The sequence below is a fragment of the Pseudomonas sp. PVC-5-1 genome (assembly GCF_057444345.1).
The window spans coordinates 1565736-1588847 of the sequence record NZ_CM172024.1; the positions used below are offsets into that span (position 1 = coordinate 1565736).

General features: G+C 57.1%; 14 protein-coding genes. 9 read left to right on the forward strand and 5 right to left on the reverse strand.

Annotation, left to right across the window (positions count from 1 at the left end; translation table 11 throughout):
• Window positions 1–5: 5 nt before the first annotated feature.
• Entirely contained in the window at window positions 6–1061 is a 1056-nt protein-coding gene (locus AC2T3R_RS07175; RefSeq protein ID WP_486744837.1) for a hypothetical protein, read from the reverse strand.
• Between the two features lie 243 nt (window positions 1062–1304).
• Between AC2T3R_RS07175 and AC2T3R_RS07180 the strand changes: the two genes are divergently transcribed.
• The 9 genes from AC2T3R_RS07180 to AC2T3R_RS07220 all read left to right on the forward strand — a co-directional run bounded on the left by AC2T3R_RS07180 (window position 1305) and on the right by AC2T3R_RS07220 (window position 18462).
• Window positions 1305–3122 carry a hypothetical protein gene (locus tag AC2T3R_RS07180; protein WP_486744839.1) on the forward strand — a complete coding sequence of 606 codons (1818 nt, stop codon included), beginning with the start codon at window positions 1305–1307 and terminating at the stop codon, window positions 3120–3122.
• A 32-nt stretch (window positions 3123–3154) separates the two neighbouring features.
• Complete coding sequence (locus AC2T3R_RS07185; RefSeq protein ID WP_486744840.1) at window positions 3155–5596, forward strand: hypothetical protein; 2442 nt, start codon at window positions 3155–3157, stop codon at window positions 5594–5596.
• Window positions 5593–6825 (forward strand): hypothetical protein, encoded by a 1233-nt coding sequence (locus AC2T3R_RS07190; RefSeq protein WP_486744841.1) that lies wholly within the window; start codon window positions 5593–5595, stop codon window positions 6823–6825. The genes AC2T3R_RS07185 and AC2T3R_RS07190 overlap by 4 nt, the downstream gene beginning before the upstream one ends.
• Entirely contained in the window at window positions 6771–8477 is a 1707-nt protein-coding gene (locus AC2T3R_RS07195; protein WP_486744842.1) for a hypothetical protein, read from the forward strand. The genes AC2T3R_RS07190 and AC2T3R_RS07195 overlap by 55 nt, the downstream gene beginning before the upstream one ends.
• Window positions 8467–12429: an RHS repeat domain-containing protein gene (locus tag AC2T3R_RS07200; RefSeq protein WP_486744844.1), complete on the forward strand. Its 3963-nt coding sequence runs from the start codon at window positions 8467–8469 to the stop codon at window positions 12427–12429. The genes AC2T3R_RS07195 and AC2T3R_RS07200 overlap by 11 nt, the downstream gene beginning before the upstream one ends.
• A gap of 238 nt (window positions 12430–12667) precedes the next feature.
• Window positions 12668–14650, forward strand: coding sequence for a hypothetical protein (locus tag AC2T3R_RS07205; protein ID WP_486744845.1), 1983 nt, complete (start codon window positions 12668–12670; stop codon window positions 14648–14650).
• Between the two features lie 114 nt (window positions 14651–14764).
• Window positions 14765–16945, forward strand: coding sequence for an autotransporter outer membrane beta-barrel domain-containing protein (locus tag AC2T3R_RS07210; protein ID WP_486744846.1), 2181 nt, complete (start codon window positions 14765–14767; stop codon window positions 16943–16945).
• 60 nt (window positions 16946–17005) lie between these two features.
• On the forward strand, window positions 17006–17980 hold the full coding sequence (locus AC2T3R_RS07215) for a hypothetical protein (protein WP_486744847.1): 975 nt from the start codon (window positions 17006–17008) through the stop codon (window positions 17978–17980).
• A 5-nt stretch (window positions 17981–17985) separates the two neighbouring features.
• Window positions 17986–18462, forward strand: coding sequence for a hypothetical protein (locus AC2T3R_RS07220; protein ID WP_486744848.1), 477 nt, complete (start codon window positions 17986–17988; stop codon window positions 18460–18462).
• Here the strand turns inward: AC2T3R_RS07220 and AC2T3R_RS07225 are convergent.
• From AC2T3R_RS07225 to AC2T3R_RS07240, 4 genes are all read right to left on the reverse strand, one after another.
• Window positions 18446–19189 (reverse strand): fimbrial biogenesis chaperone, encoded by a 744-nt coding sequence (locus AC2T3R_RS07225; protein ID WP_410953363.1) that lies wholly within the window; start codon window positions 19187–19189, stop codon window positions 18446–18448. The genes AC2T3R_RS07220 and AC2T3R_RS07225 overlap by 17 nt on opposite strands.
• A gap of 57 nt (window positions 19190–19246) precedes the next feature.
• The gene (locus AC2T3R_RS07230; protein WP_486744849.1) at window positions 19247–19792 is read right to left on the reverse strand and encodes a fimbrial protein; all 546 of its coding nucleotides are present in this window, start codon (window positions 19790–19792) and stop codon (window positions 19247–19249) included.
• A gap of 180 nt (window positions 19793–19972) precedes the next feature.
• Complete coding sequence (locus tag AC2T3R_RS07235) at window positions 19973–20383, reverse strand: PA2817 family protein (RefSeq protein ID WP_013971557.1); 411 nt, start codon at window positions 20381–20383, stop codon at window positions 19973–19975.
• Between the two features lie 78 nt (window positions 20384–20461).
• Window positions 20462–22909 (reverse strand): acyl-CoA dehydrogenase, encoded by a 2448-nt coding sequence (locus AC2T3R_RS07240; RefSeq protein WP_486744850.1) that lies wholly within the window; start codon window positions 22907–22909, stop codon window positions 20462–20464.
• Window positions 22910–23112 lie beyond the last annotated feature (203 nt).

Genomic DNA, 23112 nt, shown 5'->3' on the forward strand with positions numbered 1-23112 from the left:
CTCCTCTATTGTGCGGCCGGACGGAGAGTTGCGCAGAAGAAGCGGGTTTCACCGTTCTCATCGTTCTTGTGGGCGCGACCGATCATGACTTCGTGCGCTGGGCATGTTTCTTGGGTGCTGCTGTCTTCGGCATGCTCTGGTGACCACTTGGTTGGCTCGACCAGAACCTTTCGGCCATCAATGCTGCTGACGAGTTCGCCACATTGATATTTGGTATCCCCGTTCTCATCACCCTTGTGATAACGGCCGGTCATGACGGTGTTGATCGGGCAGGTGAAATAGATATAACGTTTATTGTTTGCGAACTGGCTTGCGCTTGTGTCTTCCGGGTCCAGCCCGGACTCCCGAAAGGCTATAGACCATTTTCGGTTTTTGATTTCATAACCTACAGCAAGGCGGCAATCATAACGGGTCGGTTCCTCTTCGTCGCCCGAATGATCTCGTTGAAAGATCATCGACGATCCGGGGCAAATGCGCTCTCCGCTTTCGTGCTCATTAACGGGGGGGAGTTGGTCGCCGTCTATCAATGTCAGTGCATCCAGGGGTTTAGGTGTGTCGATATCGGGGGATGCAATGAATTTCACGCAACTGGTCGCATCGCGCATTGTCTCGCCATTCACCGTTTTTTTGTCCACGAGTTTCAGGCCGCGAAAGATGGTTTGGCCTTTTGAGTAGGACTGAAGTTCTTCAAAAGAATAAATATTTGGCGAGCCGGTGTTGGTAGCGATGGTTTTGAATTTTAACCAGTACTCATTGTCCTCCGCAGCTTCAGTATTACAGTCGGGTCGCGAAGAGAAGATGATTTCCATGGCTGAAGGAAGCCTGTCAAAACGAACGCTTCGAGTGGTCTCGGGGTAACATTCGTAACTGGGGCTGTTGGTCGCATAATTAATTGTCAGCCCCGAACCTTCGGCGGGTGGAGAAAATCCGCAAGGCGCATTGTTCTTGCTGATTAATGTAACACCGCCGAGTGGTTCGTTAGCGAGCGCCTGTAGGTTCATCGTCGCACTAAGCAGGAAGATAGTTGCGGGTAGCAGGATGTTACGTCTTGAAATTTCCATGGTTAATCCCTGGTCTGGACCGCGGATGGCTGGTGCGGAGTTGTGGAGTCGCGCCATTAGCCTAAAAGCTTGCGTAGCTGGAGGCACCTGGCAGAAATGATAGGAAAGCACCTGTCAGAATTGTCAGGTGCGTCTCTGTTAACGGTGTGATAGGCCAACGGCAACCTAGTATTTTTGCCAGTTGGTGCGCGTGCCGATTGGACTTATAACTCATCGCCAGTCCATCTGATTAAGGCGATTCTCATGCGACATCCCCCTGCAACCAGGCGCGAAGCACTGCTGCCTGCGCCCATCATTGAAGTCCGTAATGCGTACGATGAAATCGACCTGCAGGAATTGGGCGATGAAGACTTGGTGACTTACATCCACTACGAAGACATTGCCGAGGGCGACAGGCTCAGGATTCTCTGGCGGGGTGCCACGGCGCTGGGAGAAGAGCTGGACTCGGTGGATGTCGAGATAGAGGTTGAATCACCGAATTTTGACCCAGTCACAAAACGGATGCGTGTAGATATCGCTAATCGCTTTTTGAAGAGTGGCGATCAAGGCTATGCCTTTTATTCCTATGAGCGTTTGACCGGTACAACTGGCGAGTCGCTGCGCACGTTCAGCTTCGTCGGGGTACGGCCTCATCGCATGGAGCACATGCCAGTGGCGCAGGCCATCGAGTCCCATGCCCTGCATATCGACCCCAACGCTTTGGGTAGTGGCGGCGTTAACTTTGTGGCGCCGCCTTATGCGGCGATGCGCAAGGGCGACACTGTGAAATTGATTTTTCGCGGATATGAAGAAAACGGAGATTTTGACCAGGAGAAAACGTATTCAGTTGTAGTTGGAGATGACCAGGTTGGCCGCAGCCTGACCTGGCGGGTGCCCAAAGGTGAGTTCGGGTTTATCCGGAAGGGGCGTGCGGAAGTTCATTACCAGATTGATTTTGTCGATCACGAAGATCCGCTTGATGGGCCAGTCCAAACCTACCGGATTGATTCGATACCTGCAGACCCGGCGCTTCTGCCTCCTTTGGAAATCGTGAATTACACCGGGGGGCCGCTCGATCCGGAAAAGTTTCTCGATGGCCTGATGGTACATGTGCCCCACTACCCGGAGTTGCATACCGCCGACTGGACATTGCTGCATGTCAACGATGAGCCGGGAGTTACTGCGTTGCGTGCCGACCTGAGTACGCTGGCCAGTGGGGTGCAGGGTATACATCTGGACGCACAGGTGCTCGAGGGCGTTGAGCGGTTGAAGCTCGGTTATCACGTTGCGCGCGAAGGGGTGGGCCTTGCCGGGAAGTTGCTGGACATTGAAGTGTTGAAGCGGCGCAACTTCCTGCAAGTGGAGATAGAGGATGGGGTCACTGAGAATCCCATGCCGAATATGCGGCTGGACGCTCAAGTGGCAATACCCGGGGCTCTTGTCAAGGTACCCGACCCTGGCCTGCGTCCGGGCGAACGCTTGCAGTTGCTATGGCAAGGCCGTTCTACGGCCGGGAAATACGAAGAGACACTGGTGGAAGGAAGTGCGCCACCGTACCACTTCACTATTCCGCCTACCGTCGTTGCCGCCAACATGGAGGCGACTGCATCTGCAGCGGAGAAGCGCTTCCCTGTTTTTTATCGCTTGTTGCGCGAGGACTTACCCACGCTGGAATCACCGCCAGTGCAATTACGGGTCCTGCCGTTAACGCGGGAGAGATATCCGATTATTCAATGTGAAGGAACGTCTGGCACGGACTTGCCGCTTGAAAGCGTACCTGAGACAGGAGCCAAGTTGACCCTGGGACAATGGGCTTTCATGGGGGTGGGGCAGCAGCTCAACGTCGTCTATGACGGTGTGAAAAAAGATGGTAGTGGCCTTGTGCACGTATTACGCAGCAGACCTGTCAGCGAGCAGGAAGTACGTGATCGCGAGGTCGTGGTGATACTCGATAAACGCATTCTGAATGAACAGAAGATTGGCCAAACGTTTGATTTGAAAGTGAGCATTAACTTCGAGAATGAGGGGGCGGACGATACCTGGTTCGATTTTCCGCTATTGACTTTGAAGTTGATTTCTTGAAATTTAAAAAAACGTTCTAGTGAGAATTTATCATGAAGAAGAATACTGAAGCTGTGCCTGGCGAGCGTTTGTCGAAGGAGGCATATCTTGAGCTCATGGCGAGCGAACTCGAAGATTTTAACTGGGATGCAATTCTCGTTTATGACAGGGCCAAGACGAACGTAATTTTCAGGCAGGAGTATATCAAACGGTTCAGCGGGAAGTCGTGGCTTCCACCTGTGACTTTCGACGGTGACTCTACGGCTACCACGATTGAGCGTGTCATCGACTATCGGCTTGACAAGCCACGCGTGTCGTTTGAAAAGGCAGACCTCGAATCATCGCGGCTCGACTTGCACATGAGAGTTGTCGGCGGTAAGCAGTTGACGATCGAAAATCCTAATAACAAAAAGCTGAGGCAGGTGACCCGGTTAAAGATGGCGGATGCTTTGAATGGTCCAAGCTTGCATGCGCGCGTCAGTCTTGATGAAGTCAATGTAGATTTGAGTTATGGGCGAATTGGTATCGATCTGAGTAAAGGGACACAATACTACCTGACGTATGCTGACACCCCCGCAGAAGACGCGATCGGGGGTGAGAAAATGAAATGGATATTTGAAAGTTGGTTGGGTGAACAGAAAATCTTTGAACTCAGCCGGATGCCGCGCACGGACAATATAATGAAGCCCGAGTCCATAGCGATGCGGACACAGGCTGCCGCAGACAGCAACGTGTTGGGTACGGCCAGCGAGGGTGATGGTGCTGTATTGGTTTTTGTCAAGATGGAGGGCAATGAATCAAAACAGAAGTTCCCCGCGAACAATTACAGCTACTTTCTGCCGGGCAGCCAGGATGAGTTCTCGGCCGTCATGCTTTTTGCGAAAAACAAGTTATTTGACAGGGTGGAACCCATCCTCATGGAAATCATGAAGAAGGAGGGGATCAGTTTTGATGCAAAGTACGAGAACGGTGTGATCACTGCCACGAACGGGGGGCGACTGCAAAATCCGGGGAATCGGCAAATTCCCGGCGGGAGCGTCGGGGCAGGAGCGATAGGTGCGGTTTATTCGGATCAGCGTTCGACTAATAATCATTTTGGAGATTTGACTTTACGGTTGGTTAATGGAGATGTTCAACTTAGGTGGAATGGTGGTGGCTATACGGGAGCAGATATTCGCGATAATGATTCAAAGATATTGGATAGAGGTAAATACGTAAATAAGTTTAGCTATGGGTGTAATTATAGCTTGTTGCCCGATGAAAATGGAGTTATCAGTTTCAGGGCTGAAAACAAGCACTACAGCTCCGAGATGTGGGCGGAAGATTGGGCCGACAACCAGTTTGCGCAAACAGTGCTTGAGTCTGTGGGCTATAAAAAGGAACTGGACGAAATCCGCATGCCGGAGTTGGTGAAAGGCTTTGGTGATCTGGACCCGCAAATCAACCTTTTCCTTCTGCACAACCTGCTGTTTGAAGGCGACCAGGTGTTTCGCACGGATAGCATTGAAGTGCCCGGCCCGGTGGCCATCCTCGGACAATTGAGCCCGGAACTGACGTCCTTCCAGGTCGACCCTGTCGAAACCATAGTGAAAGAAAACGGCAAGTGTTTCTTCAAGATTACCGGTGCAGATGTTCCGGTTACCTGGTCGGTCGCCAATCTTCCAAATGAAACTGGTAATCCCGGTACAATCATCGCAACCACAGGGGAGTATACCGCTCCCCCTCGAGCAGAGCTTCCCGACAACCATAAGCGGGTGATCGTCACTGCGACTGCAAAATCGGGTAGTGCAGTGAGTCGGGCATTGGTTGGCATCGTAAGCCGGACAATTGGCCTGGATCCGATCGTAATGTCGGCCAAATATGGTTCATATAAATACAAGGTCCGTGCCTCACCTTTGGATCCCGACGAAAAGATTACCATCCGTATGTCAGACGGCGCACTGGGCCATCTTGAGGAGGACCCGGAAGCAGACCCAGACGCACTGTATTCCAAACTTTACGTAACTCCTGCTGCACGAGCGGGCATTGCTCCGGGGCCGGAACCCGTTCCGGCGCAATGGTTGGAATATCGCAAGTCCGCAGCATGGACACCTGAAGAAGAGCTATCCCAATACCTGCATATCGAACAGGTGATTGCAGAAGGCTCCAATGGGAGCAAGCAGGAAGTCGAAGTGCTATTGCTCAAGAAGAACGTCACCAACTGGTTCGAGTTCAAGCAGTCAGGCGACGGCATCCAGTTGGAGCATTGGAAGGAACATAAATCCCTGGGTGATCAAATCGTGCCCCCTGAAAAGACGCACTGGTTCAAGGTCAAGGGCGCTGGAACGCTGGTTGATGGCTTGTACACGCCAGATCCCTCCGCTGACGAAACCTACGCGGTCATCGTGGCAATCGAGGAACACGATTCTGACTACAAATGGGTCCTGACGATACTGCCAATCCCGTTCGTTGGTGTTGAACGCTACCTCGATATGCTGAATGAGGATCTGAAATGAGCATTTATTCCAAAGACGCACTGCTCGAACGCTTGCGCCAAGGTGATGTGATGCATGATTGGGGCGCGATCGTGGCGATCAATGGTGCGCAAATCAATCACATGCTGGAGCAACAGTTTCTCGCCACGTTCGACGACCAACGTTTCATCATGCCCTTTGACGATACCTTCGCACTGGATGAAACCCAGACCGAATTCCTCACACTTTCCAATGTGGTGCTTGGGCCACCGCGTCTGTCGTTTGAAAACTCCTACATGAGCAATGCCAAGGCAACGGTCACGCTGCCCATCCTAACCGGTAGCGTCGTTTCCAAGCTGCATTTCACTGGTCGGCCGCCGCGTCTGAACTACAGCATGAACCTGCATGAGTACATGGGGTATGAGCTGAAGATGACAACCATGTTGCAAGTCAAGGCGACCGGGGTGAGCAACCAGGGCCGTTTGACGCTTGACCTGGCGACGGGCGATAGGCCGAGCTGCAACCTTGGGTTGACCGAACAGGCAGCTCAGATCATTGGTGATCGCATGACCAGGCAAATCATGGCGCATCCCTCGTATCGACAGACCACGGTTGCCGTGACACTGGACTTCAGTGATTTCGGGCCGATGTCTCCTATGGACTTCACCGTGCGCACCCAGCCCCATCCGGAAGGCCTGCTGAAAGATTCGCCACATGCTGGAGAGGGGGCGCTGGTGCTGTTTTGCCGGCTCACGGTCGGGGCGCGGAACGGCACACTTCCGGCGGACCCGGCCACCTTCCCCTACCTGATTCCGGATGATGCCGGCGTCGATGGGGCGCCAAAGTTCAATACCACCGTGTTGTTGAACCAGGACCTCAAAGGCCTGTTCAAGAACTATCAGGCAGGCATGCTGGATCAATTGCGTATGCCCAACGCACAGGCAGTGGGCGTTCTGGAGCAGCATGACCCTTTGGACCGCGTGCTGTTCGGCAGCATCGGCCCCACCCCCGATACCTACAATGTCGAGCCGCTGCGCTCGCAGATGCAGGTTGGTCAGCAGCGTCAGTTCAGCTTGAGCGGGGGGGCGGCGATCAAAGCCGACCAGCAGCTGTGGGGGGCCGAGCTCATGCAATTTCCACAGGCGCCGCGGATATTACCCAAGCCGGGAATTACTCTTCAAAACCCGAAACCTTCAGGCAGGCGCAGCAGGTGGTGGTGGTTTCCAACCACTTCCAGGCACAACAGGGCACACAAGTGCGCAATGCCCTGATCGTCGAGTCGGTCAAGGCCCTGGAAGTTTCACCGCGGGTGGTCACCTGGTCGGAGGGCGAGCGGGCTATCACGCTTTTCAGCTCGGATAAATCGGCAACCTTCACGATAGCGGAGGGTGAGGACAAGCTTGGTGAACTGAACAACCTGGGGGGTGGGTTGGCAACGTTCCAGCCATTCCCGCCTGAACAGAATATCCCGGAAGTGCTGATGCAACGCATTCAGGCAACTGCCAGCAACGGGGAAAAAGCCGAAGCGCTGGTGGTCATCTATGCCTTCACCGGGACGCTTACACTGAAGCCAGATTATGTGCCCCAGATCGATGCCGCAAAACCCATCCAGTTCGACCTGGCCAAACAGCAGGTAACCTTGGAAAGTGGCCAGTCCTTGAGCTTGCCTGACCCGACTGTGGCTACTCGCTGGGTAGTGTTCGGGGAGGGTGACATCACCCCGGACGGGCTCTACACCCCGCCGTCCAAGCGTTCATCGATTGCAGCTGTGGTAATGGCAGAAGTTGGCGGAGACCCCAGCGGTTATGCAGTTGTCGAACTGGCCGAGCTGTCGACGGCACCGCCGGTCTGGCGCAGCTTGCTTCGTTTCTCGCTGGACGTTCGAGGCTCGCGAGAATGTCTGGCCAACGGCATGCAACAGATAGAAGTGCTGGTCACTATCGAGACCGATAAAGTGGGCGAACTGGAAATCCCGTTGAGCCCGACCGAGATGTCGACGCTGAGGTTCTATGACAACATAGGCAACGCGCAACTGCCGTTCGTGGATGCCGATGCCGATGGGGTTCTTCCTGGGCCAGGCGTTGCGCCCTGGTATGTCAACCTGGCTGAAAACCCGTTCAAGTCCCGCGGAGCCCCGACCGAGCGCGCTGAAGTTCGCGGAGAGGGCGCGACCAGGCGCAAGCAGTTCTACTTCCAAAGCACCCAGGCCGGCCACCCGGAGTTCTACGCCAAGTTCACCAAGGACGGCGGCGGTGAATGGGACTCCCGCGACAAGAACGGCACCTGCAAGTTGGATAGCCTCGCTGCCCCCACCTTTCCGCAATCGGACTACACCTTCGAGCGTCGCCGAGTGTTCAACCATCCCGCCCCTCCGGCTGGTAGCTCGGATGAATTCAGCTTCAGCGACGAAACCATCGACTACTGGACTTTGTCGTGTCACCACCTGGGTGTCCCGGTGCCTTTCCTGAAATGCAAGCTGAATGCGGCATCCGCTGTTCGTTGGGAAAGCGAGCAAGTCAAGGAAACCTACTTCAGCTATCTGTCTTATGCCTTCCATCCATTGCGAGGACCCGCACCGACGCAACTGACGATCGACGGTCGCCTCGAGGCAATGGCTGAGGAGTTGAAGTACGAAGGACTGAGAACCGACTTTGTGGACAATCAGGTACCCAACAGAGGTGTTCTCATGGTCTGCCTGCATCGCGTGCCTGACATGCCGTACTGGCACGACAAGATGGCCGACGGCAGCATCCAGAAGATGTACCGTTCCGCCTTGGACAAGCCGCTCCAGGCACAACTGTTCGATGAAGAAGGCAACCTTCATGAAGTGCGAATCGACTTCCTGAGCCGTACGTTGTTGGACAACCGCAACCTTCTGGCAATAAACATTGGCACAAAGGGGGACAGTGGCTATGACCAGTAAAAACTGGCTGCATTCCAATGCGTTCAATTTCATGAGTTTCATGCAGAACAGTGTCGACCCGCGTACCGCGCAGTACGCCCTGTTCATCGCCTTGCCGGAGTTGATAGGCAATTATCTCATGGGGCCATCGCTGCCACTGCGCCTGGGGTTCAACCCGATGAGCAGCCAGGATGCAGGCTTTGGTCATGGCTGGAGTTTGAACCTTACGCAGTACACGCCTGCCAGCAACATGCTGGAATTACACACCGGGGAACGTTACAAGATCACAGGCTCCGACATTGGCGATGGGACCGGGCTTGGGATTGACGAGCGCACGGTGGAAACCTTCCACATGCATCAAGACACGCAGGGGACCCATTGGCGGGTGGTACACAAGTCGGGCTTGGTGGAGTTTCTTGAGCTCAAGGGCAGCCAAAATAAGGTTGCACTACCAGTACGCGTCGAAGGCCCCTTGGGGCACTGGATCACCCTGGCGTACAACGACAGTTACAATGGCATTCCCTGCCTGACCAGCATTGAAGATGGCACCGGGCTCAAGTTGCTGGGGCTGACCTACAGCAGCGGGGAAGTAATCATCGATCTGCATCCAGAGTCCGGCAGCCAAGGCCGCGCATTGGCAACCTATACCATTAACCTGAGTACCGAAGGTTCACCGGCACTGCGCTTGCCCCAGTCGGTGCAATTACCCTTTGATCATGATGATCCCTTTGCGAACAGGGGCAGTTGGCGCCTGAAATACCGACATTTCAAATACGAAAGCGACCGCAACCTGGCTGTTTTGAGCAAGGTGGAAAACCCGGTGGGCGGCAGTGAAACCATCGATTACGAGTTCGGTGACAAAATCGGTCATCGCTTCCCGGGTGATGCGCATCCGGCGTTGCCGAGGGTGACGCGCCATCTCATCGAACCTGGTGCCGGGCAGCCAGCCATGCTGACCACCTACGCGTACTCGGACAACAACTTCCTGGGATGGGGGGCTTCCGGCGTCAGTTGGGTTGACAACGGCCTTGACAACCTCTACCAGTTCACGGGTTCGGACTTCGAGTATTCCACGGAGATCACTCACTATCTACACGCTGACAAGCCGAAGGACGCACCCGATCAGGTCTTGAAAACGGTTACTCAATACTACAACCGTTTCCACCTCATGACCCGCCAGGTCAACGCGCAGAACGAGCACGTGCACGAAGTGGTCACGCAGTACCACGAGCAACCTGGCTTGTCCTTCAAGCATCAGCCGAAGTTCTTCCAGATGCCCCATGTCGTGACGCGCCGCTGGAAAGAAGGCAGCGGCTGGGCACGGGAGGAGTGTGACACGACCCTATACGATGATTACGGCAACCTGCTCGACGAACTGCTGGCCAACGGTGTGCGCACCCGCTACGCGTATTACCCCAAGGAGGGGGCGGGTACCGACTGCCCACCGGATCCTCATGACTTTGTGCGCAACGTGCGCGACACGGTCGTGATACCTGGCGCCGGCGCGCCGGGGCAACCGGTGGCGCCTATCCGCTGCACTCGCCTTACCTATGAGCGCGTGGCTGCCAAGGTGGGCGCCCATGATCGGGCGGGTGCGCTACTGGTCAAGAATGAGACCCTGCTGAAACTTGCCAGTGAAAGCGACCAGATCGGCCAACCCTACAGTTCGACGGATTATACGTACTACCGGATGCACCGCGTCGGGCTGGAATATGGCCGTATCCGATCCCAGGTCACCACACTCGACAATAAAGCCACGAAGAATGCCTACACGTACGAGATGTCGGAGGCAATCGGCGCCAATGTGCTGCAGACGGTGCAGACCCATACCGGTTTCGACCATGGTTCGGAGCAGGCGTACGGTAGCCCCCATCATGCTCAGAAGCGCACTACCCTGCGTCAGGATGTGTTGACCAACCTGCCAGTGCTCAACCGTGACGACAATGATGTAGAGATTGCGTATGTATACGATTCGTTGCGGCGGGTGATCGAGGAGATTGTCACACCCAACCACCCCGAATTCAGGGCTTCGCGTCGTTACAGTTACAGCTTGGTTACCTTGACCGGTCAGCAGGCCGAGGAGACCAGTGAGAATGTCAAGGGAGTGGTCACCCGCACCTGGGTCGATGGCCTGAACCGCGCGGTGGCGCAGGAACGTCAGGATGCGGACAACCCCGATACCTTGCGTGCCGAGGCATTGCGTGCCAGTTACAAGATGACCTACGACGGCTTCGGCAACCTTGCCGAGGAAACCGAATACGATTGGCTGGACTATGAACCTGAAAAGGTCGATGCCCGGGCCGCGCAACAGGTTGACAAGCCGGTTGTGGCGACCGCGGCGGAAACCGCCTATATGACGCGCTACCTCTACGATGATTGGGGCCAGCAGTATTGCCAGATTGGCCCCGACAACGTCAGGCATTTCGAGCAGACCGACCCGCAGGGCAGCGACCAGTGGAAGGATGGCCCGGTACAGACCAGCTGGCGCGAATCGGAGGATGGCGAACTGCGTGATGCCAGCACGGGTGAACTGCTGCTTCCCGATGGCGCCGGTCGAACCGGCAAGACCGTCAGTTGGCTCAACCGGTTCGAAACGCCTGTGCGGGTGGAGCGCTTTACCATCGACAGGCCGGGCATGCCCGCCAAGTCCTACAGTGTGCAGCAGAACCACTACGATGGCCTCGGGCGCCTGACGCAAGAGATAGATGCTCGCAGGGCCGACAAACGTTTTGTCTACGATGTGTTTGATCGGCTGGTGGACGAAACCTTGGCAGACGGTAGCGTGGTGCACCGCGACTATGCTACGCACAGCGGTGAAGATTTGCCGGTGCTTATCAGGGTCGGTGACAAGGTGCTCGGTGAACAAGTGTTCGATGGCCTGGATCGCATGGTCGTGTCGATTACCGGTGGGCGCAGGCGACAGATGTTCTACCTGCCCGGCCAGCGCAATCCAGACAGGGTGATCACGCCAGCGGGTGAGAGCATTTACTACGAGTACAACCCTCAATTGAATGAGGAGCCTATCAGCCGCAAGGTCGTCGACCCGACAACCAAGGTGGCTGCACAGAACTTCGAAGCCACGTATGAATACGATCCGAAGGACGCGCACCTGACCACTGCCGTGGAGCAAGGTGAACTGCTCAAACGCACCTACTTCAGCACCGGGGCGGTCAAGTCTGAAGTGCGTAACGATTACACCATGTATTACCAGATGAGCCTGCGTGAACGTGCATTGACTTACACCGATGTGCTCGGTGCGATTCAGCGCTATGACTACAACGCCGCAGGCCAGTTGGAACTGACAACGTTAGGGGGCGTAGAGGCACGCTTTACCTATGACACGCTTGGCCGACAGATCAAGATTGCTACCCGAGAAGGGGGGCAGTTCCTGATCACGACGTTGAGCTACGATGAGTTCGATCGAGAAGTATTGCGCACGTTCACCATGAACAACGCGGTGCAAAGCCTGGCGCAGGATTACGATGTACGTGATGCCTTGACCTTGCGAACGCTGCACGAGGGTGAGCACTTACTGCGCAAGGAGACTTATGACTACGATGATCGCGCGCGGTTGGAGCGTTATACCAGTGAAGGTGAACTTTCACCAGTTGATCCATTTGGCAAGGTCATCCGTGAGCAGAAGTTCCGCCTGGACGAAATCGACAATATCATCCTGGTTGAAACGGTGTTTCCTGGTGGCAGCAACAAGGCATCCTACCGATTCGAGAATCCACAGGATCCGGCACAGTTGACCAGTATCAGTAATAATCACCCTGATTACTCGAGTGGTAATGTAACGCTTGAGTATGACCATAATGGGTGCATGACCAAGGATGATGCCGGGCGTAATCTGACCTATGACGGTTTGAACCGTCTGATCGAAGTGATCGTGCCTGCAAACGGCGATGTTCCCGAGCAAACAAGTCATTATGGCTATGACCCAGTGGATCGTTTGGCCAGTCAGGATAGCTAGAGTCGAGTGATTCGATCGTGAATGAACAGGCCCGTGCTTGCATGGGCCTTTTTTTTGCCTGTCAAGGACGGATGGGTTTCAGGTACCTGATAAAAATGCCAGTTGTGATGCGGGGTGATTGAGTACAGGCTTCAGTCAGGAAGGAGCTGAAGTTGTATTCGAAGTTTCGGGCTGCTGACACTGGTCAAGTGTCTGGGTAGCTGAAACATACCTGCGCCGATTAACGGGAGATCTCGGAATGAGTCAGTCAGTTGGTAAGCGGTTTTTAGTGGAAAAGGGGCAGCCGACACTACACCCGATTCGCATTCGTCATGCTCAGCCTCAAGCGTTGAGCGCCCCGGGAATAGCTCCGGATCTTATTGCAGATCCCAAGGACAATACGGTCAAGGTTGAGTACTTGGAAGATGACGGCAAAGTGCTCCAGATTACTATTCCTAATTGGCCAGTAATGGCGCCGGTTGGCAGGTATGACCTTCTGACAGTTACACATGACCAAACTGGCAAGACGCTTCTGGAAGAGCAGTTTGATATTGATGATGCCGGCCGTTTCCCGCTTCCGATCCCGTTTGATCGTTTGCAGTTGGCGCAGTGGGCGGATGGCGATCACAGTTTTAGTTACGAGGTAAAACAGTACACAGGTTCCACAACGGGATCGGATAAACTGACATTAAGATTTGACCGGAAACCCCCGTACGATAAAGCGACGCCCGATGCATTTCCGGTGATTGCCGATATTACTGATGCGACTATTACAACAGTAAAACTTTCATTGCCCGCTTATCCGGATCGGGCCGACGGCGACAAAGTGTTCTGGTTCTGGCTCAACAAAGTACCGGGTGAAGGTGAAGTAGTCGACCCCGATGGGGCCGTCGACGTGGGTGCATTGCCGCAGGATATCGCCGTGCCTGCCGAAACCATCCGAGAGTTGGGAGATGGCGGTGTATACGCGCTGTACGTGCTGAAGGACAAGGCGGGTAATCTCAGCCGGCTTTCGGCTCCTCGAGCTGTGGGGGTGGCCATCGGCCCCCCGCCTGGCAGTTTCCAAGCCCCCCTCGTGGCGGCTGCCGATGATGGCGTGATCGACCAACAGGATGTCTTCGACGGTATCGTCGTGCAAGTGCTGGCCTTCGCTAACGCCAAGCCTACCGACGAGGTGCGGGTGATTTGGGGTAGCGATACGTCCGAGTGGCGCGAAGTGGGTAGCCTCAACGCCTTTCCGATGGATTTTCGGATAACACCAACCGTCGTTTGGGGCAGCTACGGCGCCGGCAGCACGGGCGCGGTTGCGGTGAAGGTGGCGTACGAAGTGCGCAGGGGCACCGTGCCGCAAGGTGGTCGGGACATCGATGTCATGGTCAATCTCGAGCGGGTTGGCCCAGTCGGCCCTGATCCAGATCCGGAGTGGCCGAAGCCGGTGAACCCGCGGTTGCCGCTTCCTGCTGTTTACGGCAAGAGCTCCAACACCGAGAACGCATTGCGTCCTGATGATGAGTTCGAGGATGCACAGTTATTTCTGCAAATTGATGCTTCGTTGCAGGAGGGCGACGTACTCACGTTCTACTGGGACGACACCCATCTCGACACATTGGACTATCCATTGGCAAAAGAGGATATCGGTGAAGAGCTGGAATTCGCGGTGCCATGGGCGGCCATTGCTGCGAGGGGCAACGATATCGTTCCAGTCCACTACAAGGTCAGGCGACCGGGCAACCCGAACGTTGTATGGTCCGATACCGTCGATGTAGACGTGACTGCCATCGGCATCCATCCGGAGCAACCAAAGTTCCTGGGCGGCAATACCAGTGACCCTATCGGCTGGCTGACCTGCGATGCGCTTTACGATGACGATGATCCAGGTCACCCGCTTGACCCTGCGATCCGTGTCCAGGTACCGGATCTGGCGCAGTATGGGCTCCAAGTGGGTGACAAGGTGACGCTGAAATGGACTGCCGTTCAAGGATTTGTAGGCGAAACACCAGTACCTGGTGTAGATTTGGACGAAACAATCGACCTCACAGCGACCAACATCAATGGTTTCGTCTGGCGTGTCCAGCCTTATGCAAAACATATTCTGCCCATCTTCAATCCTCCTACCAACAATGATGGGCGAGGACGGGTCCACTACGAGTTTGAGTTGGCAGGGCGTACCTATGAATCGGACATCGAAGAGCAGGTTGTTGCCGTGCACGACGCTGCGGGCTCCTGCCCATTGAGACCCTGAGGATGTGAGGAAAGGCCGTCCATTCGGCATTTGTCGGCTTTTCCTACATATCGTGGCGGTTTTTCTTTGTAGCTTTGTAAGTCTTCGACGCATTTCTTACAGGCGAGCTTTCTTATGAAGTCTATTAAGTGTTTCGGTTTGAATGTGGTAACCCGCAGCCTCAGAGCATCCTTGCTGCTGCTTTGGGCGGCTCCGGTTTGGGCGCAAACCATTGTCGATGGCAAGTTGAACATCGATGCTTCGACCGCACCCGACAGTTACCTGGTCAGAGCCGGGGGGCAATTGAATGCCACTGGCGCCACCACCCAGCGCATCAGGGCAAACGCAGGCAGTGAGTTGAACTTGCAAGGCACCACGGTTGATGGGGGAACATTGGAAGGCGTGACGCTCATTTCGGCAAACGGGACTATCAGCGGTAACAGTTCCATACGCGCCGACCTGTTCGGGTTGAGCCTTGCTCGTCAAGGGGTGGTGGGCTCAACGGTGACAGTCAGTGACAGCCATATTGAAGGGGGACAGGGGGGGGCGTCACTGAGTGCCGGCTCTGCACTGGTGCTGGAAAACAGCTCGCTGGTCAGCAATGGCAACTCGGGGGCGGCGCAATTGTTCGGTAACGCCAGCCTGATTGCCAGCGGCAGCACCATCAGTGGGGCACGCATCGGTCTGGATATTCTGGGCGACCCAGATTTTGCCGATGCGGCCAATGTAAGCCTGGTCGGGTCTCATGTCGAAGGGCTGGACGGTTCTGCCATCGTCGTAGGCGATGCCTTCCTGGGGCCAGCGAGTGCCAATATCCTGGTCGGAGCGGGTTCGACCCTCAAGGGCAGCAATGGCACCCTGCTGGAGGTGGTGGGCAACTCCACTGCGAACCTGAGCGTCGACAACGCTCAACTGGTAGGGGATGTACGTTCCGAAGAAGGCTCGACCGCGAATGTGAGCCTGGATAACCATGCCAGTCTGACCGGCCGCCTGGAAAATGTGGCAAGCCTGACGCTGGCCAATCAGGGGCGTTGGACCATGGTCGAGGACAGTCAGGTCGACAACCTGCAGATGAACGGCGGGGAGGTACGCTTCGGTGAAGCCAATCAGTACCAGCGTTTGACCCTGGGTAGTTTGTCGGGGAGCGGCACGCTCATCATGGACGCCAATTTCGCCAACGGGCAGACCGACTTCCTGGAAGTGACCGGGAATGCCAGCGGTAATCATAGCTTGCTGGTCGGTAGCAGCGGCGCCGAGCCGACCGCGCCGAATTCATTGCACCTGGTTCACATCGGGAGTGGCGATGCTTCGTTTTCGTTGCTCAACGGTCCGGTGGACCTGGGTGCGTTTTCCTATGCCTTGGCGCAGCGTGGCAACGATTGGTTCCTTGATGGCTCGAGCAAGGTCATCAGCCCTGGCACTGCATCGGTGCTGGCGTTGTTCAATACTGCGCCGACGGTCTGGTACGGTGAGTTGACCAGCTTGCGTGGGCGCATGGGTGAATTGCGACTGGACGAGCGCAAGGCAGGGGCCTGGGCCAGAGCTTATGGCAACCAGTACAACGTCGGCGAGCAGGCAGGTTACAAGCAGACGCAACAAGGGTTTTCCCTGGGGGCGGACACGCCGTTGCCTTGGGGCGACGGGCAGTGGTTGGCGGGTGTCATGGCCGGGCACAGTTCGTCCGATCTCAACCTGACCCGTGGCGGTTCTGCCGAAGTCAAAAGCTACTACTTCGGCCTGTATGCCACTTGGCTCGATGCAGGTAGCGGCTATTACTTCGATGGCGTGGTCAAACTCAACCGCTTCGACAACGATTCAAAGGTGACTCTGAGCGATGGCGAACGTGCCAAGGGCAGCTATGACAATCTGGGCGTCGGTGGGTCTGTAGAGTTCGGCCGTCATATCGCCTTGGGCGACGGTTACTTCGTCGAGCCATATACACAGTGGTCGGCAGTGAGCATCGCGGGCAAGGACTACAGCCTGGACAATGGTCTCAAGGCACAAGGTGACGACACCCGATCGCTGCTGGGCAAGGCCGGTGCCACCCTGGGGCGCACGTTCGTCCTGGGTGAGGGGCGTTTCGCCCAGCCCTATGTTCGCGTCGCGTATGCCCATGAGTTCGTGAGCGATAATCAGGTGAAGGTCAATGACCATCGTTTCGACAATGACCTGGCCGGTTCGCGTGGTGAACTGGGGGTCGGAATAGCGGTGGCGCTGGACGAGCGCCTGCAAATGCATGCCGATTTCGATTACAGCAATGGTGAGCGGATCGAGCAACCGTGGGGTGCGAATATCGGCGTGAGCTATCGCTGGTAACGTTGGCCAAGGGCGAGCGAGTGCTCGCCCTTGGCGTTTTGGGTTTTGGAGGAAGGCATCATGCCTATGGATTCGTCACGCGGCGTTAATTTACTCGAACCTCCTTCGACACCAACGGCGCTGGAGGACATCCCGGATGGCGCGCCTGGGTTGTTGCCGGTTGCAACACTGGGCCTTCCCTTGCGGATCGAGGTTCCAATGTGGCCGATTTCCAATCCTGGGCCGGGTGGTAACCGGGAAACTCTCTCTCTTTTCTGGAATGGCGATTTTATTGGTGACAAGACCTGGTACGCCGAGATCGATCCTGCCGAGTTGTTCATCGATGTACCGGCCGACTACTTGCTCAAGGAAGGTGAGTTTCTGGTTACCTATCGCGTTCGGGGCTATAACGGATACAACACTGAATCCAGGGCTTTGACCTTGACCATCGATCGCACTGCACCGATTCTGGGAGGAGACAGAGGACGGCTTGAATTCCCTGACCTGGGCTCACAGCCGGTAACTGACAAGTTTCTCAAGGACCATGGCGAAGTGTTGCGGGCGAGCGTGCCGGACTATCAGGGATTCATGCCGGGCGACACGATCGTCTACTACTGGGATGACGAGCCGCTGGACAACACCCAGGTAGGCGAACGCACCTTGACCGCTGCGGATGCCGGCCAGCCGGTGCTCATTGAATATGACGGCAAGATGATCCGGGAGCGCGGTGATGGTGGCCGCTATGCGCAGTATCTGCTGCGTGATCGTGCGGGAAACACCAGCATGACGTCTGTGCCCAAGGCCGTCACCGTCGATGCCAAACCTGTACCTCGTGTATTGCCCTGGCCTGAAGTGCCGCTGGCGGCTGGCAGTCAGGAGCAGGTGGTCCTGCAATTGAGCGACATGTATGGGCCACTGGAAATACGGATACCCGATTCGGCTGTCATTCATCCGGGCGAGCCGTTCTCGGTGGAATGGGCTCCTGGATTTTTCGGTGAGCAGTTGCTGCCGGGTGTGGAGGGGGGCGTCGCTACTGCGTTGGCGAGCGTCATGTAGTCGCCATGAGCGGCAAGACAGTACCGCTGCGTTACACGGTAGACGCAAGCGACGGCTCCTGGGTATCGGCGGTCAGGCAAGTCATGGTAAAGCCGTTTCCACGCAACATGATGACTATCCCACAGCTATCGGGTACCAAAGGTAATATTTTCTCATTGAAGGAGCAGACGCAGAATCCTGCGATTACCCTGGCGCCCTGGAAACTGATCGGTCTGGACCAGAGGGTTCGCATCGATGTCATTGGGGTATCCGCTGAGGGAGCCGCTAGCGCTCTGCCAGTCATGCACGATCATGCGATCACCGACGCGGAGGTGACCTCAGGGATCGGTGCAAATGGTGATGTAACGGTGCCGCTCACCTTCTTGGGCAGTTTGCAGCTGGGGCAGCAATTCTCGGTGGAGGTGAGGGTCAGTTTCGACGCCGGCCAAACCTGGCCGGACTTGCCGAATTTCGAGCCGCTACATATCACCTTGCAGCCTTGAGAGTCAGTGGCTGCTGGATGACGGCAGTAGAGGCCCCATAGTCGTTGAGGGTATTGAAAGTTACCTGTAGCCCTTGCAGCCTGCGGATTTTCGTCAGGCGGTAGGACTGTTGGGCGAAAGGAAGTGCCATGGCCATGGCGCTGGGTTTTTCCGATTGCCCGGCACCACTGACTTCCAGTTGGTCGAAAGTGAAGTGAAATGGTGTCGGGTTGTCGACCACCAGATACAGGGCGTCATCGCGTTGCTGCAGAAACCAGTTCAGTTGCTTGACGTTATCCTGCGGCAAGCCCTTGAGTTGGGTGGGGCGATAGAACAGCTTGATGCGGGTACGCATGGCGACGTTCAACTGGTTCTGGCCAGACGTTTCCTGCTGCGGAATTTCCTGGACATTGAAGAAGAACAGCGACTCACGGTCTTGCGGAAGGTCGTTGGGCAGACGGTTGATCTGCACCAGCTGGTCTTTGCCAGGGTCCAGGCGGAACAGCACCGGGGTTGGCACCAACGGTACGGCGGTGAGTGTATCGTCCGCCTGGGTATTGACCCACGTCTGCACGGCGAAAGGCCTGTTGGTCGGGTTGGCGACCACGACCGAAGAGCTGCGAGCGTCGCTGGCGTGAATCACCCGGGTGGCGTTGATGGTCAGCGCGGCTTCGGCGGCTGGCAGTGAAAGGGCCAGGCACAGAGGGAGCAGGGCGCGTCGAAGGCGTTGGTATCCAGTGTTAGACATTATTTGCACAGAGCGTTGTGAAGTAGGGGCCGCGCCGCGCTCGGCGCGGCCAGGGGGCTATTTCAGGTCGAACACGAAAGGAATCGTGGCGTTGACTGGCCCGGCGGTGACAACGGCTGCGGTCGAGCGCAGGTTGGCGTAGAACAGCATGGTGCTTTCGCCGGTGGCGTTCAGGTCATATTCCTTGGATTCGGCTCCCCAGGGGATGATTGTGCGGGTGTTGTCCTTGATTGCCAGAGCTACGCCAGCGGCGCTGCCAGGGTGCAGTGCATGCAGAGCGTCGCCCGTGCCTGCTGGGCCGTCTTTGCCAGCGAAGGATACGACACCTTTCTTGCTGGTCGGGTCGCAACCGGTTCCGGCAGTGATGCTAATGCCAAAGCCCACAGGAGTAGACTCTTTGTCAATGGCGCCCGAGAGCTTGGAAGCTTCAGCCTCAGGCAACACGATTGGGTTCAGTGTCGCACCGTTATAAGGGTCGACAATCTCGATGGAGCAGGTGTTGCCGTTGACTTTGCCGGTGAAGAGGATGGTGTCGGTGTCTGGCACGGCATGGGCCGTACTGGCGGCCACGGCCAAGCCGAGGGCGGTCAAGGTCTTTTTCATTGGAAATACCCGTTGGTCAGTTTTTGAGTCCTGGTCAGCGCTGGTCAGCAATTGCAGGGCCGCATGCAGGTTAAGCAGGCCGGCACCGAGCGTCTGTAAGGCGAATCAACATGAGCGCGGGGGATTGCGGTTGGCTACAGCGTCAAGTCGCGCCTCGATCAGGCGCGACTGTTTAGATGGTCAGTGGCTGGCAGAGTCGCCTGGTAACGAGAGCAGTTGCTTTTCCTGGTGCCAGTCGAACGGCTCGTCGTTCTGCTCCGCTTCGTAGCGGCGCTCTTCAAGGCGCTGGTACAGGTCCAGCTCCTCGTCAGGCATGTAGTGCAGGCAGTCTCCACCGAAGAACCACAGCAGGTCGCGTGGTACCAGGTGCGCGATTTGCGGGTAGCGCTGGATCACCTGGCAGATCAGGTCCTGGCCCAGATATTGGCTTTCCAGCGGATTCTGCGGCAGCAGGCTCAGCAGTTCGTCGAAGCGCTCGAGGAACAGGGCGTGGCTTTCCTCCGGTACCTGCTCGGCGTCACCCAGGGCCACCAGGATGGTACGCAGGTGGTTAAGCAGTTGCAGGTGGTATTCCAGGTGGGGATTGGCCATGGGGCGGTCCTCGGGTAGGTTGAAACGGGGGCGGAGTATACGCGGGTTACAGAAGGGGCCGCAAAACGGCCCCCTGGCTCAGCGTACCTTGCCTGGTTCGGGTAGCAACTGTGTCTTGTCGAAGGCATCCACATCGATCACCGCCCGGCGGGCGTGCTCTGCCTCCTGCAGTCGTTGCCCCTCACCAGGCTGTAGCGCACCGCTTTCCACTGCCGCATCGATTATCGACTGCCCCGTTGCAGGCTGAATCTTGCCTTCCTTGATAGCCTGGTGCAGTGCCTTGTGCAGTGGGGCCACCCCATCCAGCAAGTCGGCGGCCCGCTGTAGTGCAGCTACCGGGTCGCCATCGGCCTGCGGGCGGAAGCAACCTGCAAGCAGTTCCTCCAGGGCTGGGTCGCCCTTGCTGCGACCGATCAACGCCGCTACTTCGGCATCCAGTTCATCGCTTGGGCCGGTGTGGCGGCGGCCGAAGGGGAACACCAGCACGCGCAACGCACAGCCGACAAAGCGGTTGGGGAAGTTGTCGAGCAACCGATCCAGGGCTGTTTCTGCCTGGCCCAGGCTTTCTTCCATCGCCCAGCGCAGCAAGGGTTGCATGTGTTCCGGTGAGCCCAGGTCGTGATAACGCTTGAGCGCAGCGCTGGCCAGGTACAGGTAACTCAGCACATCCCCCAGCCTTGCGCTCAGCCGTTCGCGGCGTTTCAGCGCACCGCCCAGCAGCATCATCGACAGGTCAGCCAGCAGGGCGAAGGCCGCTGCCTGGCGGTTGAGTGCACGGAAGTAGCTTTGGCTCAGGGTATCGCCGGGCACGGTTTCCAGTCGCCCCAGCCCCAGGCTGAGTATCAGTGTGCTGGCCGCATTGCCGGCGGCGAACATGATGTGTTTCATCAGCAGGTCATCGAATTCCCTCAACGCCTGGTCACGGTCCTCGCGCCCGGCCAAAGCCATTTCCTTGAGCACGAACGGATGGCAGCGGATGGCGCCCTGGCCGAAGATCATCAGGTTGCGCGAAAGAATGTTGGCGCCTTCGACGGTGATGAAGATCGGCGCGCCTTGCCAGTTGCGCCCCAGGTAGTTGTTCGGGCCCATGATGATGCCCTTGCCGCCATGCACATCCATGGCGTGCTGGATGCACTCGCGGCCACGCTCGGTGAGGTGGTACTTGAGGATCGCCGACAGCACCGAAGGTTTTTCGCCCAGGTCCACGGCCTTGGCGGTCAGCAGCCGCGCGCTGTCCATCAGCCAGGCATTGCCGCCGATGCGTGCCAGCGACTCCTGGATGCCTTCAAAGGCGGCCAAAGGAACATTGAACTGTTCGCGGATATTGGCATATTGGCCGGTGACCAGGCTGGTGTATTTGGCAGCGCCAGTGCCTACGGCCGGCAGGGAGATGGAGCGGCCTACCGACAGGCAGTTCATCAGCATCATCCAGCCCTTGCCGAGCATGGCCTGGCCACCGATGAGGAAATCCAGCGGCACGAATACGTCCTTGCCGCTGTTGGGGCCGTTCATGAACGCGGCGCCCAGTGGCAGGTGGCGTTTGCCGATTTCGACGCCGGGCGTGTCGGTAGGGATCAGCGCCAGGCTGATACCCAGATCTTCCTGCTCGCCGAGCAGGTGGTCCGGGTCGTAGGCCTTGAACGCCAGGCCCAGCAGGGTGGCGACGGGCCCGAGGGTGATATAGCGCTTTTCCCAGTTCAGGCGCAGGCCGATGACCTCTTCGCCGTTCCATTGCCCCTTGCAGACCACGCCGGTGTCAGGCATGGCGCCTGCGTCGGAGCCGGCCAGCGGGCCGGTGAGGGCGAAGCAGGGGATTTCATCGCCACGCGCCAGGCGTGGCAGGTAATGGTTGCGTTGTTCGTCGGTGCCGTAATGCAGCAGCAGCTCGGCCGGGCCGAGCGAGTTGGGCACCATCACGGTAGAAGCCAGGTCGCCGCTGCGGGTGGCCAGTTTCATCGCCACCTGGGAGTGGGCGTAGGCTGAAAAGCCCTTGCCGCCATATTCCTTGGGGATGATCAGGGCGAAGAAGCCATTCTGCTTGATATGTGCCCAGGCTTCGGCCGGCAGGTCCATGTCCTGGCCGATCTGCCAGTCGCTGACCATGGCGCACAGTTGTTCCGTCGGGCCGTCGATGAAGGCCTGTTCTTCTTCGGTCAGCTGCGGAGCCGGGTAGGCGAGCAGGGTGCGCCAATCGGGACGGCCGCTGAACAGTTCGCCGTCCCACCATACGGTGCCTGCGTCGATCGCCTCGCGCTCGGTCTGCGACATAGGAGGCAGGGTGCGCTGGAACCAGTTGAACACGGGGCCTGTGAATACCTTGCGGCGCCATTCCGGCAGCGCCACCAGGGCGACTTTCAGGGCCAGGACTATCCAGATCAGGGTCAGCAGCCAGCCGGGAGCACTGCTGAAAATGCCCATCAGCAGTACATAAGCCGCCATGATGCCAAGAATCTGCAAGGGCGCCAGGCGCCGGTGCGTGAGGTACGCCGCGCCGATCACCAGCACTACCAACCACAACAGCAACATAATCGGTCCTCCTTGGAACCAGGGGGGTAAGCCGTCCCAGACAGCTTAGACGCAACGCTGAGAATGGCCGGGTCAGAACAGTGACAGGGTATGGCGGCGGGAGTTTCAGTCCGGTGTTTGCCTGTACCGGCCTCTTCGCGGGTGAACCCGCTCCCACAGGTACTGCATCACTCTCAGGTCTGGCGCAGAACCCTGTAGCGGGT